The sequence below is a fragment of the Agarilytica rhodophyticola genome, from assembly GCF_002157225.2.
Taxonomy (GTDB): domain Bacteria; phylum Pseudomonadota; class Gammaproteobacteria; order Pseudomonadales; family Cellvibrionaceae; genus Agarilytica; species Agarilytica rhodophyticola.
Genome location: NZ_CP020038.1, coordinates 5,551,379 through 5,571,696, shown reverse-complemented (window position 1 = coordinate 5,571,696; position 20,318 = coordinate 5,551,379). Strand labels below are relative to the sequence as shown.

Below are 20,318 nucleotides of genomic sequence, written 5' to 3'. Positions count from 1 at the left end.
TTAATTGATTTAGATATAGGCTTGTAGTTACCTGAAGGTAACGATAGTCGGCTTTGATAAAAGTCTACAGATAGAAAATTATCTTCTTTCTCGTTATTTAAAAAGATACTATCTTCATTTGGGGTATCTAAAGAGAGGTCGAGTTGATAATTAATAGGTAATTTATTCAGGTTTTTTTTTGGAGTGTTCATAACTATCCAATTAAATATTCTGTGATTTTTTTTGATAAGTTATAATTGCAAGGGTAAGAAGTCATTTCGAATTGACCTACTGGGTTAACTTCTAAAAAAATATAATCGTTACTATCAGTAACAATGATATCAATCGATCCACTATCCAAACCAACATAGTTCATAAATAAAACCAACTTCTCTTCAATAACTTTAGGGAGTTTGTAAGGAACTGTTCTGTTGGGCTTTTCATCATTATAGTTCCTAAAGTCAATTTCTGTTTTAGAGTCGAGTTGTGAGAATATGGCCATGCTATAACAAGTTCCGGATAAATAAAATATTCTCAATTCGTAAGCTTTTTTTATTCTCCTTTGAATAAGAGAAGGCATAAAATATTCGTCGAGATTGGATAGGCAATCATGAGTTATAGATTTAGTTAAGCCTGTACTCATATGAAGTCCTTTACATATATACTCCCCACTGTGCATAAACGTAAGTGCACTTTCCTTGCGTGAAGTGCTAAGCGACTGTGGTACCATTAGGCCGGCTTTCTGTGCATAATATAGCGAAGTTAATTTGCTTATTTCAGTTTTATCTTGTATGCCTAAACCTCTATATTCTTGATGCAAAAACATATGAAAAAATTCGGATATAGCAGATCTGTCTCGTTGGATAAAACTCTCTACAAGTTCATAGTTGGGTATATCTTCTGATATATTAATGTCTATATGCATATTAATAAATCCACGTCTATACCATACGCCATGAATATTATCGGAGTAAATTAATCTTCCATCAACTTCCAGTGTGAATGAAATTTGTCCATCATCAATAACTAATTTGTTAAGAGTAATCGTGTCATTTTCATTAATTCGAATAAACGAGTACCCGATATAGTCGATCCAGTCTATTACTGTTTCGGTACTAAGGTCTGCTTCTTCGCTGATAATAAGTATTAATTTTGACATGACAAGTCTTCTAGTGTGTATCTTTTCTATTAGATTAAAGAATTCGCTTTTTCGAATTTCAAAAAAGCGAATCTTTGAAATGACTATATAGTCATTATACTTGTTTAAGAGTATTCAAGACGATTTCTCGATGGTCTCCACCGTTGTTACCTTGTATACAGCGACCGGTAACAGTGTCACTACCTTTGGACTTAGTTTGAGTTGCATCGTAGCGAGCATTAGTTCCTGCTATTCCGCCTTTGATATTATTCGCAGCAGTATTAGCTAGTGCATTAGCTTTAAAATCATTTAGATCTTTCATTTTAATATCTCCAAAAATTAATTAGAGCTTTCAAACCGTTGAAAGCATAAAAATTATAGAGCTGAGATGATTGGCGTTTCTATCCCCCCATATGGGGGGGAGAATTTTTTTAGGTGAAAGATAGAATTAGTTATGAAGATTTTTTAAAGTGATGGACATATTTTAAGTGAACTAAGTATGAAGTTTTTTAACCAAGTTAGTTTTCCTTTCTGTAGGCAATTTGATCAAATGGATTGTGGGCCAACTTGTTTACAAATGGTTGCGAAGTATTATGGCCGCCAATTATCATTAGAAAAGTTACGTGAGCGTTGTTTCCTTTCCAGAGAAGGAGTGTCTTTGTTAGGCGTTAGTGACGCTGCAGAAGATATAGGCTTAAGATCCTTAGCTGTTCAGGTTCACATCGATAAGCTAATCCAGGATGTAGAGTTACCTTGTATCGCACATTGGCAACAAAATCACTTTGTGGTGATATATAAAGTTACCAAGAGTCGTATTTATATTTCTGATCCTCGATTAGGTAAAGTTTCATATACTAAAAAAGAGTTTTTAGAGAATTGGGAATACGAAAATAAAGAAGGTGTTCTATTACTCCTCCAACCTACACCAGAATTTTCTAATAAGAACCTTGAGTTGGATGATGAGAGGCATTCGATTTCTTTCATCTTAAATTATCTGAAGAAATATAAAGCCTATATTATTCAGTTATTCGTCGGCATGCTATTCGGTAGTATTTTAAGTTTGATATTTCCGTTCTTAAGCCAATCCATTGTGGATTATGGTATTCAGCACCAAGATATGGAGTTTATTTACTTAATATTGACGGCACAAATTCTTTTATTTATTGGCAAAGTTGCTATTGAATTTATTCGCAGCTGGATTTTACTTCATATAGGGACACGCATAAATATTAGTATTGTGTCAGATTTTCTTACCAAACTAATGAAGCTTCCCATGTCTTTTTTTGATACTAGAATGATGGGTGATATTATTCAGCGGGTTCATGACCATGAAAGAATTGAAAATTTTTTAACGAATTCAACATTAAATGTGCTTTTTTCCTTGGTTAATCTCGTCATATTTAGCTTTGTTTTAGGTTTCTATAATTTGAGTATATTGCTTGTTTTTATCATCGGAACACTTTTTCACTCAGCATGGATCTTTATTTTCTTAGGAAAACGCAAATCTATCGATCATATGATTTTTACCGAAGAAGCTAGTCATCAAAATAACTTGATACAGTTAATAACGGGTATGCATGAAATTAAGCTATATGGATGTGAGAGAAGCAAACGTTGGGAATGGGAGAGAATACAAGCAAGGCTTTTTAAAATTAATGTTAAAGGGTTAACTATTGAGCAATACCAGGAGGCTGGCGCACTTTTTATTAATGAGCTAAAAAATATTTTAGTGGTGTTTTTGTCGGCAAAACTAGTTATTGAAGGTGAAATTACTCTGGGAATGATGATGGCTATATCTTATATTATCGGCCAGTTAAACAACCCAGTTATGCAACTTATCCAGTTCGTTCATTCCCTACAAGATGCCAAAATAAGTTTTGATAGATTGAGTGAAATTCACAATAAGAAGAACGAAGTAGATGCAAATTCGGTAGTTGGTATTTATAAGAATAAGACTGAGGGCATATATCTAAATCAAGTAAGTTTCCAATATTCTGGGCCAAATTCAGAAAAAATATTAGAAAAAATTACTATGCAGGCACCTAAAGCAAGTGTGACAGCTATCGTTGGCGCCAGCGGTAGTGGTAAGACAACATTGCTCAAATTATTGCTTAAATACTACCCTATTATTGAGGGTAATATTAGTATAGGAAAAATAAACCTCAATAATATCAATACTAGAGAATGGAGAAAAAATTGTGGTGTTGTAATGCAAGATGGTTTTTTATTTTCTGACTCCATACAAAAAAATATTTCTATAGACGATGAAAGTACTGATATTGATCGACTATATGAGGCAGCTAGAATAGCTAATATCCATGACTATATACAAGAGCTTCCACTAGGTTATCAAACAAAAATTGGTGCGGATGGTCATGGTCTAAGTCAAGGTCAAAAGCAGAGAATATTGATAGCTAGAGCTGTGTATCGAGATCCTGACTACTTATTCTTTGATGAGGCGACAAGTGCCCTCGACGCTAAAAATGAACGTATTATCATTGATAACCTAAGCAAGTTTTATAAAGGAAAGACAGTTGTGATAATTGCTCATCGACTAAGTACAGTTAAAAATGCTGACCAAATTGTTGTTCTAGATAAGGGTAAAATTGTTGAACAAGGAAATCATATATCTTTAACATCCCAAAAAAGTTACTACTATGATTTAGTTAAAAATCAGCTGGAGTTGGGTAATTAGATATGAATCAATACGTTAAGATAAGTTCTGAAAAACCATTAATAGAAGAAGGTTTTTCTACACTTACTATGTCTAATGAAACCCAAGAAATTATGGGGACAGTACCTTCATGGATTATTCGTTGGGGAAGTAGTGTAATAGCTATGGTTATCGCCATATTGTTGTTATTGAGTTGCTTGATAAAATACCCAGATGTTATTAAAGGGTCAGTTGTATTGACCAGTTCATCACCTCCTTCTCCTGTGGTGGCCAAAGGAAGTGGAAAAATAGAGCAGTTATTGGTGAAAGATGGCGATTATGTTAAAAAAGATCAACTTCTTGTTACTATGGAGCATATAGGTGATTTAGAACAAATATTATCGTTAAATTCTTTATTACAAAAAATTGAGAGCTACCTAGCGGAAACTAATAAGAACTATTCTTTTAAATTTCGTCACTATACCGATCTCGGTGAGATTCAACCATCATACAATGAACTTCTAGAGTCATTTGACCAATTAAAAAACTTCGAAGATATTAGTGACCATGAACGACAACTCAATGATGTTCAAGCTCAAATGGATATCTTGGAGAAAATTAAAAAAAGGCGAATTTCTAAATTGGAGCTATTAAGATCGGAGTATGCGATAGCTAAAGAACGTTACCAGCATAAGCTTAAATGGTTCAATGAATCTATTGTATCAAAATACGAACTTGAAGAGTCAGAAGAAAAGTTAAGTAGTATCCATATATTGTTACAGGATATTGAGTCCGAGCGGTTGGATACTCACTTGAGAAGTATTGAGCTTAGCCGTTTGGCTGAATCTATAAAACATAAATATTTAACGCAAAAATTAATATATAAGAATAAAATAAGAGAAACTATCCGCGAAGTAAAACATCGCTATAAAATTTTTGAAGATAGTTATTTACTGCGTGCTCCTAGATCTGGGGAGGTATCCTTTTTAAATTTTTGGAGTGAGCAACAATTTGTAAAAGCAAGTGAAAAAATAATGTATGTTGTAGCGAGTGATATTTTGCCTTTTGCAAGGTTAACTTTGACTAATCATCGTTTAGGCCAAGTTAAGAAAGGGCAGATAGTTCTTATTAAGCTTTCGCACTATCCTCATCATCAATTTGGAGCGGTAGAAGGTGTTGTTAATACTGTATCATTGGTGCCTAATGGTAGCAAATATGTTGCTGAAGTGATGTTACCTAGAGGCCTTGTGACTAATTACAATAAGAGGCTAGATTATAGCCCTGAAATGTCTGGTCAGGCTGAAATTGTTACTGATAAATTAAGATTGATTACCAGAATTTTTAATACATTTAGATCGTTACTATCTTAATTTTTAGATACTCAATAAAATTGAAGTGCAGTATAAATCGAAACCATTATCTAGATATTTATAATTAAGTTAGATGAAAAATTTTATTGTGGCAGAAGGCTACTTTGGTTGCTGTGTTCTAATCTAAGCTTACCAGGAACAGATATTCGCATATTAGAGCAGAGTGATATTTACTCACACTCGTGGTAGTTTACAAGTATCAACGCTTAATCTTGAATTCCGGTAAAAACAATAGGAAGTGCAAGACTTAATAACCATAACCAATGGATTTAATTCTAACCACTACGCCATCTTCAAATACAATACGTCGGCTTAGTTTGTTAGGGCCAAAGTTGTATTCCCACTCTTCTACTTCAATTTCTACTGATACTTCATCGTAAATCCCGACTCGTGCTCGTCTACGGTTGGGGGCTACTTGTTCTGAGCCTGATATACCGCCGCTACGAAAAATGGAACGGGTTCTGATATTCTCCGGCTCTCCGCAGTAATTCGCGACACGGGACAGTCCGTCGCCTTCTTTGATGACTTTAGAGCCACAGCGCAGCGCAAATGCTGATGTGGTGGCACTTAAACAGATAATTAAAAGACAAAATTTCGCTGCACGCATACGCTGACCTCTGCTGATAAAACCGTCACCCATTCCATTAATGTCATTAGAAGTGCTCAGTATTCTCTAACAATAGTCCTTAAAAATAATCCCTAACTTAAATACACGTGATTGTGATCTCTCACAACTGAATACAAGCTGAATCAATGACATTCTTCGCAAATATTACTTTGATTCTAATAATAGCGTTTTCGTTCCATCGGCGCCTCTAAAAGTTAAAAGTTAGTTTCGCGTAGTAGAGTCGTCCTCTTGGGTCGTGCACTTTTGAGTCGAAGCCGCCGTTAGTGAACACTTGCGGCGGTGTTTGGCCGCTGACATTAATTCCGCCAATAGTCAGTGCTGGCCAATGTTCGTTGCCAAGCAGCTCGGCGAGTTTCAAGTGGTACTGGAGGTCATAGGTGATAATACTATTGATTTTGCGCAAGGGGACGTCGTCGGGGCACTGTCCGTTAGTTGCGCTTGTGTCGTTAGCGCAGTTCTGATCATCATTGTAGCTGTCGATAAACCGGCCAAATACGTTGAAGGTGTGTGCCCCATTTGTCCATGTGATACCAGTATTAATACGTAGCTGAGGCGTTGATGTGCCAAAATTGTTAAAGTTACGTTGACCTGCGCCGTCAATATCACCCGCTTGAGGGTCTGAAATATCGTAGTTGAGGATATAAGTTCCTGCCATAAACGGCTGGAAACTCCCTATTGACGTATCTATGTCATAACGGGCGGTAAAATCGATGCCATCGGTATCGATCGAACTGGCGTTAATAAAATTAAGATTAACCCGCGTAATTTGTCCTGTGAGCGGATCACCAGCTCGAATAACGCGGCTGCTGTCTTGTGCGAAGGCATTGATCACGGCTTGTGAATTTTCTTGGATGATGGCATTGGATACGTCAAAGTGCCAATAGTCCAGATCTAAACTCAATGCCTCTGTTATATTGAATGTCCCGCCTAAGGTCGTGACGTCGACATCCTCCGGGGCGAGTTGTGAGTTTCCCATGGTTCGGGTGGCTACGAAGCCTGCATTACCTTGCGGAGATATGGGATCGGTAACTTGTTCAAGCACCGTTAAATTGCCCGATACTTGAAAAATCGATGGTGCGCGAAAGGCCGTTGAAAATCCTCCGCGCAACTGAATGCTGTCGTTAGGTGTATAGACCAGAGCAATTTTAGGATTAGTAGTGTCGCCGATACCATCGCCGTAGTCTTCATAACGCACTGCTAATTGAGCATTAATTTGTTCTGTTACGGGCACTGCTAGTTCGAAAAATACAGCGCTTACATCTCTGTCACTAAGAAAATCGGAATTACCCACGACGAAAGTAAAAGCGTCTTGATTACTTAAGTCGTCGTAATCATGTTCTAACTCTTCATTTCTGTACTGGGCTCCTAGGGCAAAGCTAATGGTGTTATCGCCAAGGGTGAAAAGTTCACCAAACACGAGGCCTTGAAAACTCTGCAGTTCCGATGTTGACGACAGTTGTTGGGTTTCGAAAATACTATTGATAACGTTCTGCGAATTTGGCAGTGTAGAAAAAGCGCTAGAAAATGGATTAAAAAATTCGCAATCGCCAATACCTGCTTGAGCATTGGGATCAGCGGGGCCTGTACAATTACTACCGCCGAAACCATTAAGTGCATTGACTAAATTATTGGTCACCGCATCAGGCTGCAAGCTCAAGCCTTCATTACGAGCATAAACTACGTTGAACTCCCAACCCAAACTACTATCAATGCTATCCTTTTTTACACCAGCGGCAAAACGAGTGGTATCGAATTCATAATTACTAACAGCTGGGTCGCCGCCATTACCAATAACACGCCCTAAAAATAATACCGGAGCATTAAAAAAATTCCCTGGATTATTGGCAGGCACCAGTGTTGGATTAAGTAATGGGAACGACGGAGAATTATTACGCGCAGCCTCCGTACGAGAATAAGCCACCTCTGCAAAGCCATGAATATTGTGATTGAAATCGTAGTGCCCTCGCAAAAAAGTATTTAAGCGTTCCTCTTCGGCGACTAAATTAAAAGAGTCGCCAAAGGTGAAACCGCAGGTGCCCACATCGAAACCGCTACCACCAACATCTGCAACAAGTACTTGTGGTATGCCACCGGCATCGGCGCAGCCAGGATCGATGATAGGAGCATTTGCTGGCAGGCCCGGAACTCCCAAAAAAGCTCCCGGATTTCCTAATACGCTACTATCGTCTTGCGGACGGCTTAGCTGTCTATCGGCTGTTGTTAAAGGCGAGCGTTCTAGATAGCTCAGTGCGGCAATAAGTCCCCCTTTATCTGTTTGATGGCCTATCAAGATTTGCGCAACACTTTCGTCGGAATCTCCTTCTTCGACGATTTGTTGATAGTCGAGACTTACTTCTACACCATCAAAATTATCTCGGGTATTAAAATTAACCACGCCGGCAACTGCATCTGAACCATATAAACCCGATGCGCCATCTTTTAAAATATCAATATTTTTAACCGCTATAAGTGGTAATAGCGCATTAGTGTCAACAAAATTAATTCCGTCGTTAGTTGGGTGACCACTTACTACTTGCCGTTGGCCATTTAATAAAACTAAGGTGGAAGCTACACCCAGTGCGCGTAGGTTAAAATTACTGGTTCCTGTTGTTCCTGCCTGGGTAAATGCATCTGGGTTATTTTCCGAGCCGCTATTGATTGTCAGTGTTTGTACAAGATCAACCACACTCTTAGCACCCGATGCTAGTATTGCTTCGTTACTGATGGATTGAATGGGCGAAGGAGAATTATATTGTGGGTCATGAGGGACATAGCTGCCTATTACCCTCACTTCTTCAACGTTGTCGTCTAAGTATTCAATATTGTTCTGTTGTGCATTAGCGAGTTCAATAATAATGGAGCTCGCTAACACTGCGGAAAAATACAATAACGGGTGTTTCATGGGAAGTTTCTATCTTATTTGACTCATCCCTGAAACAGTTTATGTAAGTGCCTGTTAATTAGGGTTGTTTTATTAACAAGCATTAAGTGGTTACTATGTTAATTAAAAACCAGTATGTGGCTGTCAGCTTCATTTGCATAAAGAGCTTCCACTTCATCGCTGCGATTCTCGATAGCTGTACGCTGATTGATCGTACCTTTATCTGATAGTTCGTGGCGGTTAGGGTCAGGTGCTTTGGCGGTGAATGCGAAGCGTGAAATGCGACTAGCACTACCGGGGTTGGCAGCATTGTATTTTTCTATAGCGGCTTGCAAGAAATTGATGACTCGAGGATGTCGGATAAGTTCGGCTATTGGAATATCTTGTTGTTGCGCAATGAGTTGTAACCCTTCGAGTTTTGGTACCGCCAGTACTGCTAGCGAACTTCTGTCATTACCGCACAGAATGAGATCGCTCAACGCAGGTGTTAATATATTAACAAGTTGCTCGCGCACTCTTCCGCCACATACCCAGGTTCCGGTTGCAAGTTTAAACTCTTCAGATAAACGCCCAGTAAATACCAGCCCTTGAGTATAATCATTGTTGTCGTGAAAGCGTGCGGTATCACCGGTGCGATAAAAACCTTCTTCATCGAAAGCTTTGGCATTGACTTCAGGCGCATTGAAATATCCTGGAGTCACACTAACACCGCGCAGCCGTACCTCGTATCGATCGTCAACAGGTACTAACTTAACATCGATGCCGGGCAAAGGCAGGCCTATGCCTACTTTTGTTGTATCAAAATAAATTGTCATACACGCGCCTGAAGTTTCTGTGGCGCCATAACCCGCTGTTACAAATATACGATGTCCAGTTTCCGCAACAGCAAGAGCTTGCATGCGATCGTAAATAGCTTGCGGTAAGGCTGCGCCACCGTACATTAGTGCACGTAGATTTTTAAAAAAACAAGTTCTCAGTGTTTCATCTTTCTCCAAAGATTCAACCAGTACAGCATAGGCTGCGGGAACGTTAAAGCAGGAAGATACTGAAATTTCACGCAAATTACGCAAGGTTTCAGCAAACAACTCAGGTATGGGTTTACCATCGTCAATATATAAAGTTGCACCTTGCAACACGGCAGCGAGCATTCCCGCCGAACCAGAAATATGGCTCCAAGGTAGCCAGTCTAGATAGGTTTCAGCAGGATTTTCTTTATTGCCTAGTGTTTGAAATACTTGTCGCCAGTTAGCCGCCATCATGCGTTGGCTCAGTGTTACAGCTTTGGGCATACCTGTTGAGCCTGATGTCAGCATATAAAATGCTGCAGCATCGAGATCATTTGATTTGATTTGTTGGTGAATACTTTTTGCTTCGGTATTACATAGATTTTTATATTCAATGCAAGGCAAGCCCATAGCTTCCGCATTACGCGTAACAACAGTACATTCTTCTATGTCTAAAGCCATTAAAGCTTGTTTAAAGGGGCCGCCGTGTTCGGCAAAAATAACCGTGGGGTTAAGTAGCTCAACTACATATTTTAGACGCTCATAGCTGCCACCTATTAGCGAATAGTTTGCGCTTATGGCACAGCTTGGGACGCCTGCAGCAAGAGCGCCAAACTTCATCATAGCGTGAGCGATGGAGTTACCGGTAAGAATTAATAAACGTTGTTGCCCTTGTGACTGACGATCTACGAACCATTGGCCTATAGCAGCAATATCATGTTGCGCTTGCGCATAACTATGTTTGATCCATTCACCCCTGGAGCCGTCTGCTAATAATTCACGTTGGGCATAGAGGGTTCTCTCTTGCGCTATATCTGCTTGCGACATAATCGCTAGAACAATGTTTGGCTCGTAGCTTTCGAGTGCATCACCATTGCGCAGAAGAATTGTTCCATCTGCTTTTTTTTCACTTTTTATATTAACAGGTGGTAGGTTAATGCCTCGTAAAGGTATTGTTTTGGTCGCATCTGCTTTGATTACTTCCGGGCTTAGTAATTTTTCTGCATCTGTCATTTTAATTATTATCCTAATATAAATAGTTATAAATAATATAGATGATACAGTCGTAAAACAGCAGGTAAAGAACAGCCATTTTAGAGACCATTAATAGAATCCAAGCAGTAGAGCCCAAACTATAAAAGCTAAGCAATAGAATTGAAGCATCAATTCTAAATGTAAGCGCCTTAAAGTTTGGATGGGTTAAGGCAGCTGTTTTTTATTTTTACCTTTTACGTTTATTTTTTCTTTCTCTTTATGTTATGGCTTCTTTTTATATGTGCTATTTCTACTTCTTGTTCTTGGTTTTTATTTTTGTTGTTAAAACAAAAAATGTGCTATTAACTTTTTTGTCGCAAAAAACTTCTTTTTTCTAGACTATTGTTAAACTTTTTTGTTTCTGTTCTTTATAGTTGAGCTAGAGTTTTTTTAATAAGTTTAATAAGTTAATGAAAAAAATCATAACACTTATCATATGTAATGGCATTATTTTTATAGCTATGCTTTGCAAATATTAAGTTTATGCACTTTTATATATTGCTTTTTGCTGTATAAATTTTGGCTTTATTATTAGGTGATATGACGTGGTATATAAAACTAGCGGCTAAATTTTTTACGATATTGGCTCGGTGTAATGCCAGTATGTTTTTTAAAGAGTCGTGTAAATGCACTAATATCTTCGTAGCCGACTTCACTAATAACCTGTTCAATCTGACAGTGGCTTGTTTCCAAGATGTTTTTAGCAGCGTCGATACGTAGTCTTTGTAAATAACTTAAAGGTGTTTGCCCGGTAGCGCGTTTAAAACGACGTATAAAAGTGCGTGTCGTTAAATTAAATTTCTCTGCTACTTCAGATAAATGAATAACTTCGTGGAAATGTTGCTCGAACCAATCTTGAATATCATTAATATCTGGATCTTGGTGTAAATGCTGCCTTTGCACATTCGCATAGATGGATTGATGTGTGCGTGACATATCGATGACATGGCTTTTCGCTGTCTGCATAGCAATATCTTTGTTGCAGTAGCGTTCTATCAATAAAAGCGCTAAATCGAACCAAGCCATACCGCCGCCGGCACAGAATATATTATCCTGTTGCGTAATCAGTTTATGTGGTTGTAGGTTTACATTCGGGTAGCGTGCCATAAATTGATTAGCGAAGCCCCAGTGTGTTGTCGCTTCCTTACCCTCTAATAGGCCAGCTTCCGCGAGAAAAAAAGAGCCGGTGCAGTTGCTAGCAATATCTGAATTATCTGGTTTACTTTGTTTAATCCACTCAATGAGTTCTACGTTGTTTTTAAGGACTTGCTCAATGGGACCACCAATGGTGGGCACGAGTAATAAATGGCTATGCTTAATGTCTTCTATCTTATGATGGACCTGCAATTGCATCTGATTGATACAGCGAATAGGGCGGCCGTCTATTGACGCCAGAGATATCTTAAAGCGGGGTGTAGGGGCTTGGGCTTGTATACGTTGCCAAGTGATGCCAGCCAGTGAGAATAAGTCGATGGCACCGGTGATGGCACTGGCCAGGGCTTGGTCGAAGCCTAAAATGGTGACATTAATCATTGCTCGGTATACCTAAGGCCTATCGCTTGTCAAAAATGGCCATAATTATGTCAAATATACCAATTAAATTCACTGCCTCTTTGTGACAATCTAACACTGGTGAATCAAATAATAATAAGGTTAGGTATGAACGACGAAGTCATTCGACAGCGAGAAATTGAATTTCAACTCTATGAAGTGCTAGATACACAATCCCTCTGCCAGCGTGAAAGGTTCGCCGAGCATAGCCGCGAAACTTTTGACGCAGCGCTAACTACAGCACACAAAATGGCCCGTGAATTATTTGCCCCCCATAATGCTAAAGCCGACAGCCAAGAGCCGACTTTTGACGGTGACAAAGTGTCTATGTTACCAGAGGTGAAGGTGGCGTTTGATGCGTTTGCGAAAGCTGGGTTTATTGCTGGCCGGTACGATTATGAAGAAGGTGGAATGCAGCTGCCTGAGGCGATAATGACGGCGTGCTGCGGATATTTTACCGCTGCCAATCCCTCGACCAATAGCTATTCCTTTCTCACTACTGCTGCCACTAATGTGGTTCGAACTTTCGCTTCACAGGAAATAAAAGACCTCTTTTATACTTCTATGCTGAGTGGCCGTTTCACCGGTACTATGGCGTTAACAGAGCCTCATGCAGGTTCATCACTGGCTGATATCACTACTAGCGCCACACCAACAGATGATGGTAGCTATCGTATTAAGGGTAGTAAAATTTATATTTCTGCCGGTGAGCATGAGTTGAGCGAAAATATTGTTCACTTGGTATTAGCAAAAATTAAGGGTGGCCCGCCAGGAGTTAAAGGTATTTCTCTCTTTGTAGTACCCAAATACCGTGTCAATGAGAATGGTGATATTGGTGCGAGAAACGATGTGGTGTTAGCTGGATTGATTCATAAACTCGGTAATCGCGGTACAACATCAACGGCCCTAACCTTTGGTGACAATGATGATTGCCATGGCTATTTGGTGGGAGAGCCTCATCAAGGTCTCAAATATATGTTTTTGATGATGAATGAGGCGCGCTTAGCAGTTGGCTTTGGGGCGGCAATGCTTGGCTATAAAGGTTATCTTTATAGCCTTGATTATGCTAAAGAGCGGCCACAGGGGCGTCTTGCGCCTAATCTAAAGCCTACCGACCCTCCCGTTCCCATTATTGAGCATGGTGATGTAAAGCGTATGTTATTAGCGCAAAAAGCCTACGCCGAAGGAAGTATTTCACTGTGCTTTTTCGCTACTCGTTTGCTCGATGATGTACACACAGCAGAAACTGAAGAGCAGCGTGAGAATGCATCTTTATTGCTGGATCTACTGACGCCAGTGGTTAAATCCTGGCCCTCAGAATATGGCACGAAGGCAAATGATTTAGCGATTCAAGTGTTGGGCGGTGCGGGTTATACAAGAGAATATCCGGTAGAACAGTGTTGGCGGGATAACCGTTTAAACGCTATCCACGAAGGAACCAATGGTATTCAAGCCCTTGACTTATTAACACGTAAACTATGGCTTCAAAACGGAGAGGGCTTAAATTTGCTTAAACAGCAAATTATGCAAGATTTTGCAAAAGCCAGCGGCCCGTTGAGTCAGTCTCTTGTTGATAAAGTCGCTGTTTATCTACCTAAACTTCAGAACATTATTGCTGCGCTGGCCATCGCCATGCAAGGTAAGGATTTGCCTGCGGTGTTAAGTAATGCTCAAGGTTTTATGAACGTTTTTGGGAATATTGTTATTGGTTGGATATGGATTCGACAAGCAATTGTAGCTGAGAGACAATTATCAAAGGATAAAGAACTCACCGCTTCTGAGCAGATGTATTATCAAGGCAAACAACAAGCAGCCAAATATTTTATTACATGGGTACTGCCTACTATCGAACACGATTTGGCGTTATTAGAAGCACTGGATGATACTTGCTCCACTATGCAAGGCGATTGGTTTTAGTTGCTGCTTTTAGTCAGTGGTTTTAGCGCCTGTGTCTAAAGGCTTGCCAAATGTTTACAATTTAATGTCGCCAACCACGGCGATAAACACTCACATATAGGATTAAAATGAAAAATACACAATTCTTACTTGCTGCAAGACCCGAAGGTGAACCTAAGAAAACGGATTGGGAATGTGTTGAAGTTGATGTTCCTGCTGCGCAGGATGGAGAAGTTGTCGTTAAAGTTCACTATATCTCCCTAGACCCAGCAATGCGTGGCTGGATGAATGAAGGCAAATCATATATTGAGCCTGTGCAAATTGGTGCGGTAATGCGCGCCGGTGCTGTGGGTGAAGTGATTGAGTCAAAAACGCCAGATTTTAGTGTTGGTGACCATGTTTACGGCCATTGCGGTGTGCAAAAATACTACGTAGGTTCTCCTAAAGCAGTGGGTTTTCATAAAGTTGACCCCAATATCGCGCCTCTTGAGCGTTATTTAGGGGTGCTAGGTATGCCTGGTATGACAGCATATTTCGGCCTTTTGGAAACCGGTTTGCCAAAAGAAGGAGAGACAGTAGTAGTTTCTGGTGCTGCAGGTGCAGTTGGCGGCGTTGTGGGACAAATTGCGAAAATTAAAGGTTGTCGCGTTGTCGGTATCGCCGGTGGCGCAGATAAATGTAAATACTTGGTTGATGAGCTCGGTTTCGACGATGCTATCGACTATAAAGGTGAAGATATACACCAAGGTTTAAAGCGTACTTGCGCGAAAGGCGTCGATGTATATTTTGATAATGTGGGTGGTGATATTCTCGATGCTGTCTTAACTCGCATTAATATGCGTGCACGTATTGTCGTTTGTGGTGCTATTAGCCAGTACAATAATACTACTGCGGTGAAAGGGCCTTCGAATTACTTATCTTTACTTATTAATCGCGCTCGTATGGAAGGCATTGTGGTGTTTGATAATGCCGCTAACTATGGTAAAGCTGCGGTAGAAATGGCCGGTTGGATTGCTGAAGGTAAGTTAAAAGCCAAAGAGCACATTGTCGAAGGTATCGAAACTTTCCCAGAAACACTTATGATGTTATTTAAAGGTGAGAATTTTGGTAAATTGGTAATTAAAGTTTAGATAGTCCTATATTCTTTTGTTCAAGAAGAAATACCCGCCTAGTGCGGGTATTTTTTTATCTCACTTTTTTTTTCTCATAAGAATGGGTAAGGTGGCAGTAATGTTTAACATCTAAACTTGGCTGAGGTTTTATGTATCGCTCATTATTGCTGTTGTTAGTACTTTCTTTGACATATCTATTTGCCCTCTCTGTGCAAGCGAAAAACTCGCCTAAACAAATACCAACAATTACTGAATTTACCCAGGGGATGAATCATAAAAAGGGCTTTTTCGATTTTTATTACCAACCAAGTCAAGACAAAATTTATGTGCAAGTTGATCGCTTTAACCAAGCGTTTTTATTTCAAAGTAGCTTGCCACAAGGGCTTGGCTCAAATGATGTCGGTTTAGATCGGGGACAGCTGGGCAAGACGCGAATTGTTCACTTTGAACGCTATGGCAACAAGGTGATGCTCAAGCAACTCAACACGGAATTTAGAGTGAGCTCCAACAATCTTGCCGAGCGAGCAAGTATTGATGAAGCCTTTGCTGATTCGGTTATTGCCGGCTTTGTTATCGCCGCACAAAACTCAAAAGCAGTATTGATTGACTACACCGACTTTCTACACAGTGATATTCATCAAGTTACGACACGACTAAAGCAAAGCAAACAGGGAGATTACAAGCTTGTAAGTAAACGCAGTGGTATCGTACAAAAACGCACTAAGGCTTTTCCAGACAATATCGAAATGGAAGCATTACTGACGTTTGTTGGCAGCAAGCCTGGAGAGTATGTTCGGCAAGTAGCTCCAGAACCCACCAGCATTTCAGTGCATACACATCACTCATTGGTGCGCCTGCCGGATGATCAATATAAGCCTCGTGCTTTTCATCCTTATTCGGGATACTGGAACATTGAACACCAGGACTATTCCGTAGCCATTGATAAGCCACTGGCTCAGCGTTTTATTCCAAGGCACAGGCTCTTTAAAAAAGACCCTTCAGCGAAAGTGAGTGAGGCGGTAGAACCTATTATTTACTATCTTGACCCAGGAATTCCTGAGCCTGTTAAGAGTGCACTGCGCGATGGCGCCTTGTGGTGGAATCAAGGATTTGAAGCCATCGGTTATAAGAATGCTTTTCAAGTTAAAACATTACCAGCTACTGCTGACCCGATGGATGTGCGTTACAACGTTATTCAATGGGTGCATCGCGCTACACGGGGGTGGTCCTATGGCAGTTCGGTAATAGACCCGCGCACAGGAGAGATAATAAAAGGGCATGTTACATTAGGCTCTTTGCGAGTAAGGCAGGACTATCTCATTGCTTTGGGGCTAACCAGTCCTTTCGATGTAGAAAATGCAGATACTACTAAGCAGCAAGAAATGGCTTTAGCTCGTATTCGTCAATTATCTGCTCATGAAGTAGGGCATACCTTAGGTATCGCCCATAACTTTGCTGCTAGTGCGCAAGGCAGGGCTTCGGTTATGGACTATCCTCACCCTAAAGTGACAGTCAAAGATGGTAAAGTTAGTCTTGATGGCGCCTATGACGTGGGTTTAGGTGTATGGGATAAGCATGTCGTCGCTTATGGTTATCAACACTATCTTAAACCTCAACAAGAAGAACAAGGTCTAGACTTACAATTGCAACAAACACGGGATAAGGGCTTGTTGTTTCAATCAGATCCCGATGCGCGTTCTCCTGCTTCTGCAAATTCAGTAGGTCACTTGTGGGATGGCGGAAAAACGCCTCTGCAAGAGCTGCAGCGAATTAGTGATGTACGGCAAGTAGCACTCAATCAATTTGGTTTAAATAGTCTACCGCATAATACTACGCTCTCTTCATTAGAAGAACGTTTGGCGCCTATTTACTTATTACATCGTTATCAATTAGATGCTGTGGCTAAACTTATTGGTGGCGTATATTATGAATATGAATCGAAAGGGGATTACTCGCAAGCAAAAGGTGTAAGTATTGTTGCTGCTGATCAACAGCGGGCGGCAATTAATGCGTTAATAGAAACTGCATTACCGAATTACCTTGCCTTACCGCACTCTATCACCCGACTAATTACGCCTAAAGCCTATGGTGAAACTCGGACTCGTGAAAGTTTTAAAGGTCGCACTGGCCCCACTTTTGATCCTATTAGCGCCGCCGAATCTGCGGCAGGCTACAGTATTTCCCTACTGTTAAACGTCCACCGTTTAAATCGTCTGAGCCAGCAGCATGATGGCAATAATACGCCATCAGTTAGAGAATTATTAGATAGCCTCTTGGGTAAAACTCTAATGGCCAACCAAGGCAGTAATACTGTTTTACAGCAACGTATTAATTTTATTGTTCTTAACCAACTTATGGAGAGCCTTGATCATCAAGAACTCGCACCTGAAGTGAGAGCCGAATTGAGCGTTGTTATTCTCGATCTGCAAAAATGGTTGAATAAAAAAGGGCGAATAACACAAAATAGAGCTATGGCTAAACAGCTAGAAATGTATTGGCAAACGGGAAGGTGGATCAGTACATTCAAGCTCAAACCATTACCTCCAGGTTCGCCAATTTGATTTTTACAATTGTTATTTAAGGCCTTAGTGTTTATCTTTAATTGTGAGATAGGTGCTAACTAAAATTTATATTAGGGCCTGCTTTTGGCCCTAATGGTTAAGAATTCTTTTATTAACCAACCATATATGCCATCATTTCTTTTACTTGCTTTAGGCGTAATGGAGTGTCTCTTAGTAGATAATCTACGGACAACATTTCTTTATTATCCGGCATGCGATCGGCGAAGAATATTCCATCTAAGTGATCAACTTCGTGTTGTACTAGACCTGACTCTTCACCATGCATAACACGCCGTTGTTGTTCGCCATTACTATCTAAATAGGTAACTTCTACCTCATAATGCCGACTAACAGTTCCACGCAGATTGTAGAAGCTGAAGCATTCTTCCTCAAAGTCGAACATTTGTTCAGATTTTAAAATAAACTCAGGGTTTATCATCGGTACGAATTCTCCATTTAAGCGTAACAGTATTATCCGCACCAGATGCCCTACTTGGGGAGCCGAAATAGCATTACCATTCTCACTGGAGATATTTTTAATACCGTCCAGTATGTCCTGCATTTTTTCTATGATGTGTACTATTTCCTGCGATGCTATATCTTTAGGATTAACTTCGGAAGATGTTTTCCTCAGAATTGGATCGCCCAATTGCCTAATTCGCATAGTTTACCCCCATTAGTTGTTATCGATACAATTTTCTTGCTGCGATATTACCAAAATGGAGCAACTTACACATATGTAAAATATATTAAAAGTGAGAGCATGTTGCCCCTAATATAGGGGGATATTATACCGGAGGGTGAGAAGCTTATTTTTGATTGTATCTGGGAGGGATTGCCTGATTATGTTACAAATACAAAAAATGCAGAATAGGAGCCTACTCTAGAGTAGGCACTAACTACTATAACTTCAGTGTTAAAGGTGCAATTAGCGTTAAGGTAGCCAAAATCGCTCAGCATCTCTGGGCAAACCTTCCCAGGACATAATTTTGCGCCTAGTGTTTAAACTTAAAGATGTGTTCTCAGGCTTTGAGTTTTGTCGACTGAGCAACCACTCAAGATCATTATCAAAACGGCTCTCCATTTTATAGCCGCCTTTATAATGTAAAATTATCATCATTTTGTTCCATTCATTCATATCATGATAATTTTTATTGTAACTGTTTAGTACTTTACATAATTGGTCAATATCTGCTTTCATATTTTTGTTAAAGGAGATTGGTATATGTATGCTACCTTTATCAACCTCGAACTCTGCTCGACACCTTATTTTATTGTTATCCATTTTAACAGCATAAAAATATACAAGAAAAAAGTCATCAATAAATGATGCTAAAACCTTATCCAAAATCTTCGAAATAATTTTTTTTGAATAATCGTTTTCAATATCGTTGCCTAGCCTGCTATTGATTTTATGTGTTTCAGTTTTTCTTTTTAACATATATATTAACCATCATGTTGAAATCTAAATTTTTAGTTATTAATAATTAACTACTATCACTGCACAAAATTATTAATAGTATTTATTTTTATTTTAAATTTTCACTGTTAATAAGTGGCTATTTTCGCTATAGCTTAAAAATCGATACCGTTGGTGTTAATAGCCTTTAGATAAGTATGACGAAAGCTATACTAAAAATACCTATACTATTTTTCCTATAAATATAATATAGACGATAAATTGTAATTTTAAGTTTACCTGTTTCATTTTTGTATAGGATACATTGCTGTTGATTATGGTGGCTTTACTTTGACCTTGAAGTTTCTATAACCTGATTTTTTGTGGGTGTTTTGGTCGGGTATGTGAGGCGCTTTAATTTAATAAAGCGACGGAGAAAATATCGGCACGAGAATTCAATTTTACTAGAAAAGAAGTGTCAATTTGTGAGTGCTTGCGATAAAGATTTAGTGTTTCTTACTTTTTGGTTATGAGCTTATTTCTTTAGTTTTTTTTATATTTGGAGGCAGTTTTTTTATCTTGAGAAATTGTTTAAAATACTCTTAACTTTTTGTTATAAGCACCTGATTATGTAATAAGCAATAAGTCTTTTGTGATTTGATATTTGTTAATAGAAGGTAGCTATATTTGAAGAAAAAGGCGCCTTGTGACGCCTTTTTCTTCGAGTTGGTTGACATAAAATTGAGCTTTTGATAATCGTTTGCTAATAGTTTCTTATTCATTTACTTGAATCCAGCCTTTAATTAAATCGAAGTAAACGAATTCAGCATCAATAGATTCTACCCGTCGTAGATCACCATTTTCTGGTGGATCATACTCTTCTAACCCTTCTAAGGCTAAAGCATTTGCCATTGTCGATTTGCGCCGGCATTTATTTGTTAGCTCGTTCATATGCAATTCTTCCGCACTCCAGCTTAAACCATCTCTTTCTACTGGTGATGCTTTTGCATGATCGGAAATTAGAAATACTGCCGATGTGCCGGCCATTTTTTTGTATGTGGATTCTGCCATTTTTTACACCGTATTAGTTTTAGTTACTGTAAGAGGCCCT

The 20,318-nt window shown here is 39.3% G+C and carries 14 protein-coding genes; 5 read left to right on the top strand and 9 right to left on the bottom strand.

Annotated features, from left to right (window positions below):
- Positions 1-193: 193 nt before the first annotated feature.
- Both gwsG and BVC89_RS23150 read right to left on the bottom strand, forming a co-directional pair.
- Positions 194-1,138, bottom strand: coding sequence for a grasp-with-spasm system ATP-grasp peptide maturase (gene gwsG / locus BVC89_RS23155; RefSeq protein WP_086933485.1), 945 nt, complete (start codon positions 1,136-1,138; stop codon positions 194-196).
- Positions 1,139-1,232: 94 nt separating this feature from the next.
- Positions 1,233-1,439 (bottom strand): hypothetical protein, encoded by a 207-nt coding sequence (locus BVC89_RS23150; protein WP_086933484.1) that lies wholly within the window; start codon positions 1,437-1,439, stop codon positions 1,233-1,235.
- A gap of 177 nt (positions 1,440-1,616) precedes the next feature.
- On the opposite strand from BVC89_RS23150, the gene BVC89_RS23145 reads away from it, so the two are divergent.
- A complete protein-coding gene (locus BVC89_RS23145; protein ID WP_086933483.1) occupies positions 1,617-3,812 on the top strand; it encodes a peptidase domain-containing ABC transporter in 2,196 nt (731 codons plus the stop codon).
- A gap of 2 nt (positions 3,813-3,814) precedes the next feature.
- Positions 3,815-5,140 carry an HlyD family secretion protein gene (locus tag BVC89_RS23140; RefSeq protein WP_086933482.1) on the top strand — a complete coding sequence of 442 codons (1,326 nt, stop codon included), beginning with the start codon at positions 3,815-3,817 and terminating at the stop codon, positions 5,138-5,140.
- 247 nt (positions 5,141-5,387) lie between these two features.
- On the opposite strand, the gene BVC89_RS23135 is transcribed toward BVC89_RS23140, so the two are convergent.
- From BVC89_RS23135 to BVC89_RS23120, 4 genes are all read right to left on the bottom strand, one after another.
- Complete coding sequence (locus BVC89_RS23135) at positions 5,388-5,747, bottom strand: DUF2845 domain-containing protein (protein ID WP_158658085.1); 360 nt, start codon at positions 5,745-5,747, stop codon at positions 5,388-5,390.
- Between the two features lie 208 nt (positions 5,748-5,955).
- The gene (locus BVC89_RS23130; RefSeq protein ID WP_086933480.1) at positions 5,956-8,670 is read right to left on the bottom strand and encodes a TonB-dependent receptor plug domain-containing protein; all 2,715 of its coding nucleotides are present in this window, start codon (positions 8,668-8,670) and stop codon (positions 5,956-5,958) included.
- Positions 8,671-8,768: 98 nt separating this feature from the next.
- Positions 8,769-10,667 carry an AMP-binding protein gene (locus BVC89_RS23125; protein ID WP_086933479.1) on the bottom strand — a complete coding sequence of 633 codons (1,899 nt, stop codon included), beginning with the start codon at positions 10,665-10,667 and terminating at the stop codon, positions 8,769-8,771.
- A 579-nt stretch (positions 10,668-11,246) separates the two neighbouring features.
- Positions 11,247-12,221 (bottom strand): GlxA family transcriptional regulator, encoded by a 975-nt coding sequence (locus tag BVC89_RS23120; protein WP_086933478.1) that lies wholly within the window; start codon positions 12,219-12,221, stop codon positions 11,247-11,249.
- Positions 12,222-12,347: 126 nt separating this feature from the next.
- Here BVC89_RS23120 and BVC89_RS23115 point away from each other — a divergent pair, with 126 nt between their 5' ends.
- The 3 genes from BVC89_RS23115 (at position 12,348) to BVC89_RS23105 (ending at position 17,808) form a co-directional block, all read left to right on the top strand.
- A complete protein-coding gene (locus tag BVC89_RS23115) occupies positions 12,348-14,156 on the top strand; it encodes an acyl-CoA dehydrogenase (RefSeq protein ID WP_086933477.1) in 1,809 nt (602 codons plus the stop codon).
- Positions 14,157-14,263: 107 nt separating this feature from the next.
- Positions 14,264-15,265, top strand: coding sequence for an NADP-dependent oxidoreductase (locus BVC89_RS23110; protein WP_086933476.1), 1,002 nt, complete (start codon positions 14,264-14,266; stop codon positions 15,263-15,265).
- Positions 15,266-15,396: 131 nt separating this feature from the next.
- Positions 15,397-17,808, top strand: coding sequence for a zinc-dependent metalloprotease (locus tag BVC89_RS23105; protein ID WP_086933475.1), 2,412 nt, complete (start codon positions 15,397-15,399; stop codon positions 17,806-17,808).
- 112 nt (positions 17,809-17,920) lie between these two features.
- On the opposite strand, the gene BVC89_RS23100 is transcribed toward BVC89_RS23105, so the two are convergent.
- The 3 genes from BVC89_RS23100 to BVC89_RS23085 form a co-directional block, all read right to left on the bottom strand.
- Positions 17,921-18,472 (bottom strand): peptide deformylase, encoded by a 552-nt coding sequence (locus BVC89_RS23100; RefSeq protein WP_086933474.1) that lies wholly within the window; start codon positions 18,470-18,472, stop codon positions 17,921-17,923.
- A 270-nt stretch (positions 18,473-18,742) separates the two neighbouring features.
- A complete protein-coding gene (locus tag BVC89_RS23095; protein ID WP_086933473.1) occupies positions 18,743-19,249 on the bottom strand; it encodes a hypothetical protein in 507 nt (168 codons plus the stop codon).
- Between the two features lie 732 nt (positions 19,250-19,981).
- Complete coding sequence (locus BVC89_RS23085; protein WP_216825027.1) at positions 19,982-20,278, bottom strand: hypothetical protein; 297 nt, start codon at positions 20,276-20,278, stop codon at positions 19,982-19,984.
- Positions 20,279-20,318 lie beyond the last annotated feature (40 nt).

Bases quoted from the DNA above. Each gene is read 5' to 3' on its own strand.
- BVC89_RS23085 (WP_216825027.1), bottom strand. From the start codon at position 20,278: ATGGCAGAATCCACATACAAAAAAATGGCCGGCACATCGGCAGTATTT.
- BVC89_RS23145 (WP_086933483.1), top strand. From the start codon at position 1,617: ATGAAGTTTTTTAACCAAGTTAGTTTTCCTTTCTGTAGGCAATTTGAT.
- BVC89_RS23130 (WP_086933480.1), bottom strand. From the start codon at position 8,670: ATGAAACACCCGTTATTGTATTTTTCCGCAGTGTTAGCGAGCTCCATT.
- BVC89_RS23150 (WP_086933484.1), bottom strand. From the start codon at position 1,439: ATGAAAGATCTAAATGATTTTAAAGCTAATGCACTAGCTAATACTGCT.
- BVC89_RS23125 (WP_086933479.1), bottom strand. From the start codon at position 10,667: ATGACAGATGCAGAAAAATTACTAAGCCCGGAAGTAATCAAAGCAGAT.
- BVC89_RS23140 (WP_086933482.1), top strand. From the start codon at position 3,815: ATGAATCAATACGTTAAGATAAGTTCTGAAAAACCATTAATAGAAGAA.
- BVC89_RS23105 (WP_086933475.1), top strand. From the start codon at position 15,397: ATGTATCGCTCATTATTGCTGTTGTTAGTACTTTCTTTGACATATCTA.
- BVC89_RS23120 (WP_086933478.1), bottom strand. From the start codon at position 12,221: ATGATTAATGTCACCATTTTAGGCTTCGACCAAGCCCTGGCCAGTGCC.
- BVC89_RS23095 (WP_086933473.1), bottom strand. From the start codon at position 19,249: ATGTTAAAAAGAAAAACTGAAACACATAAAATCAATAGCAGGCTAGGC.
- BVC89_RS23100 (WP_086933474.1), bottom strand. From the start codon at position 18,472: ATGCGAATTAGGCAATTGGGCGATCCAATTCTGAGGAAAACATCTTCC.
- BVC89_RS23110 (WP_086933476.1), top strand. From the start codon at position 14,264: ATGAAAAATACACAATTCTTACTTGCTGCAAGACCCGAAGGTGAACCT.
- BVC89_RS23115 (WP_086933477.1), top strand. From the start codon at position 12,348: ATGAACGACGAAGTCATTCGACAGCGAGAAATTGAATTTCAACTCTAT.
- gwsG (WP_086933485.1), bottom strand. From the start codon at position 1,138: ATGTCAAAATTAATACTTATTATCAGCGAAGAAGCAGACCTTAGTACC.
- BVC89_RS23135 (WP_158658085.1), bottom strand. From the start codon at position 5,747: ATGCGTGCAGCGAAATTTTGTCTTTTAATTATCTGTTTAAGTGCCACC.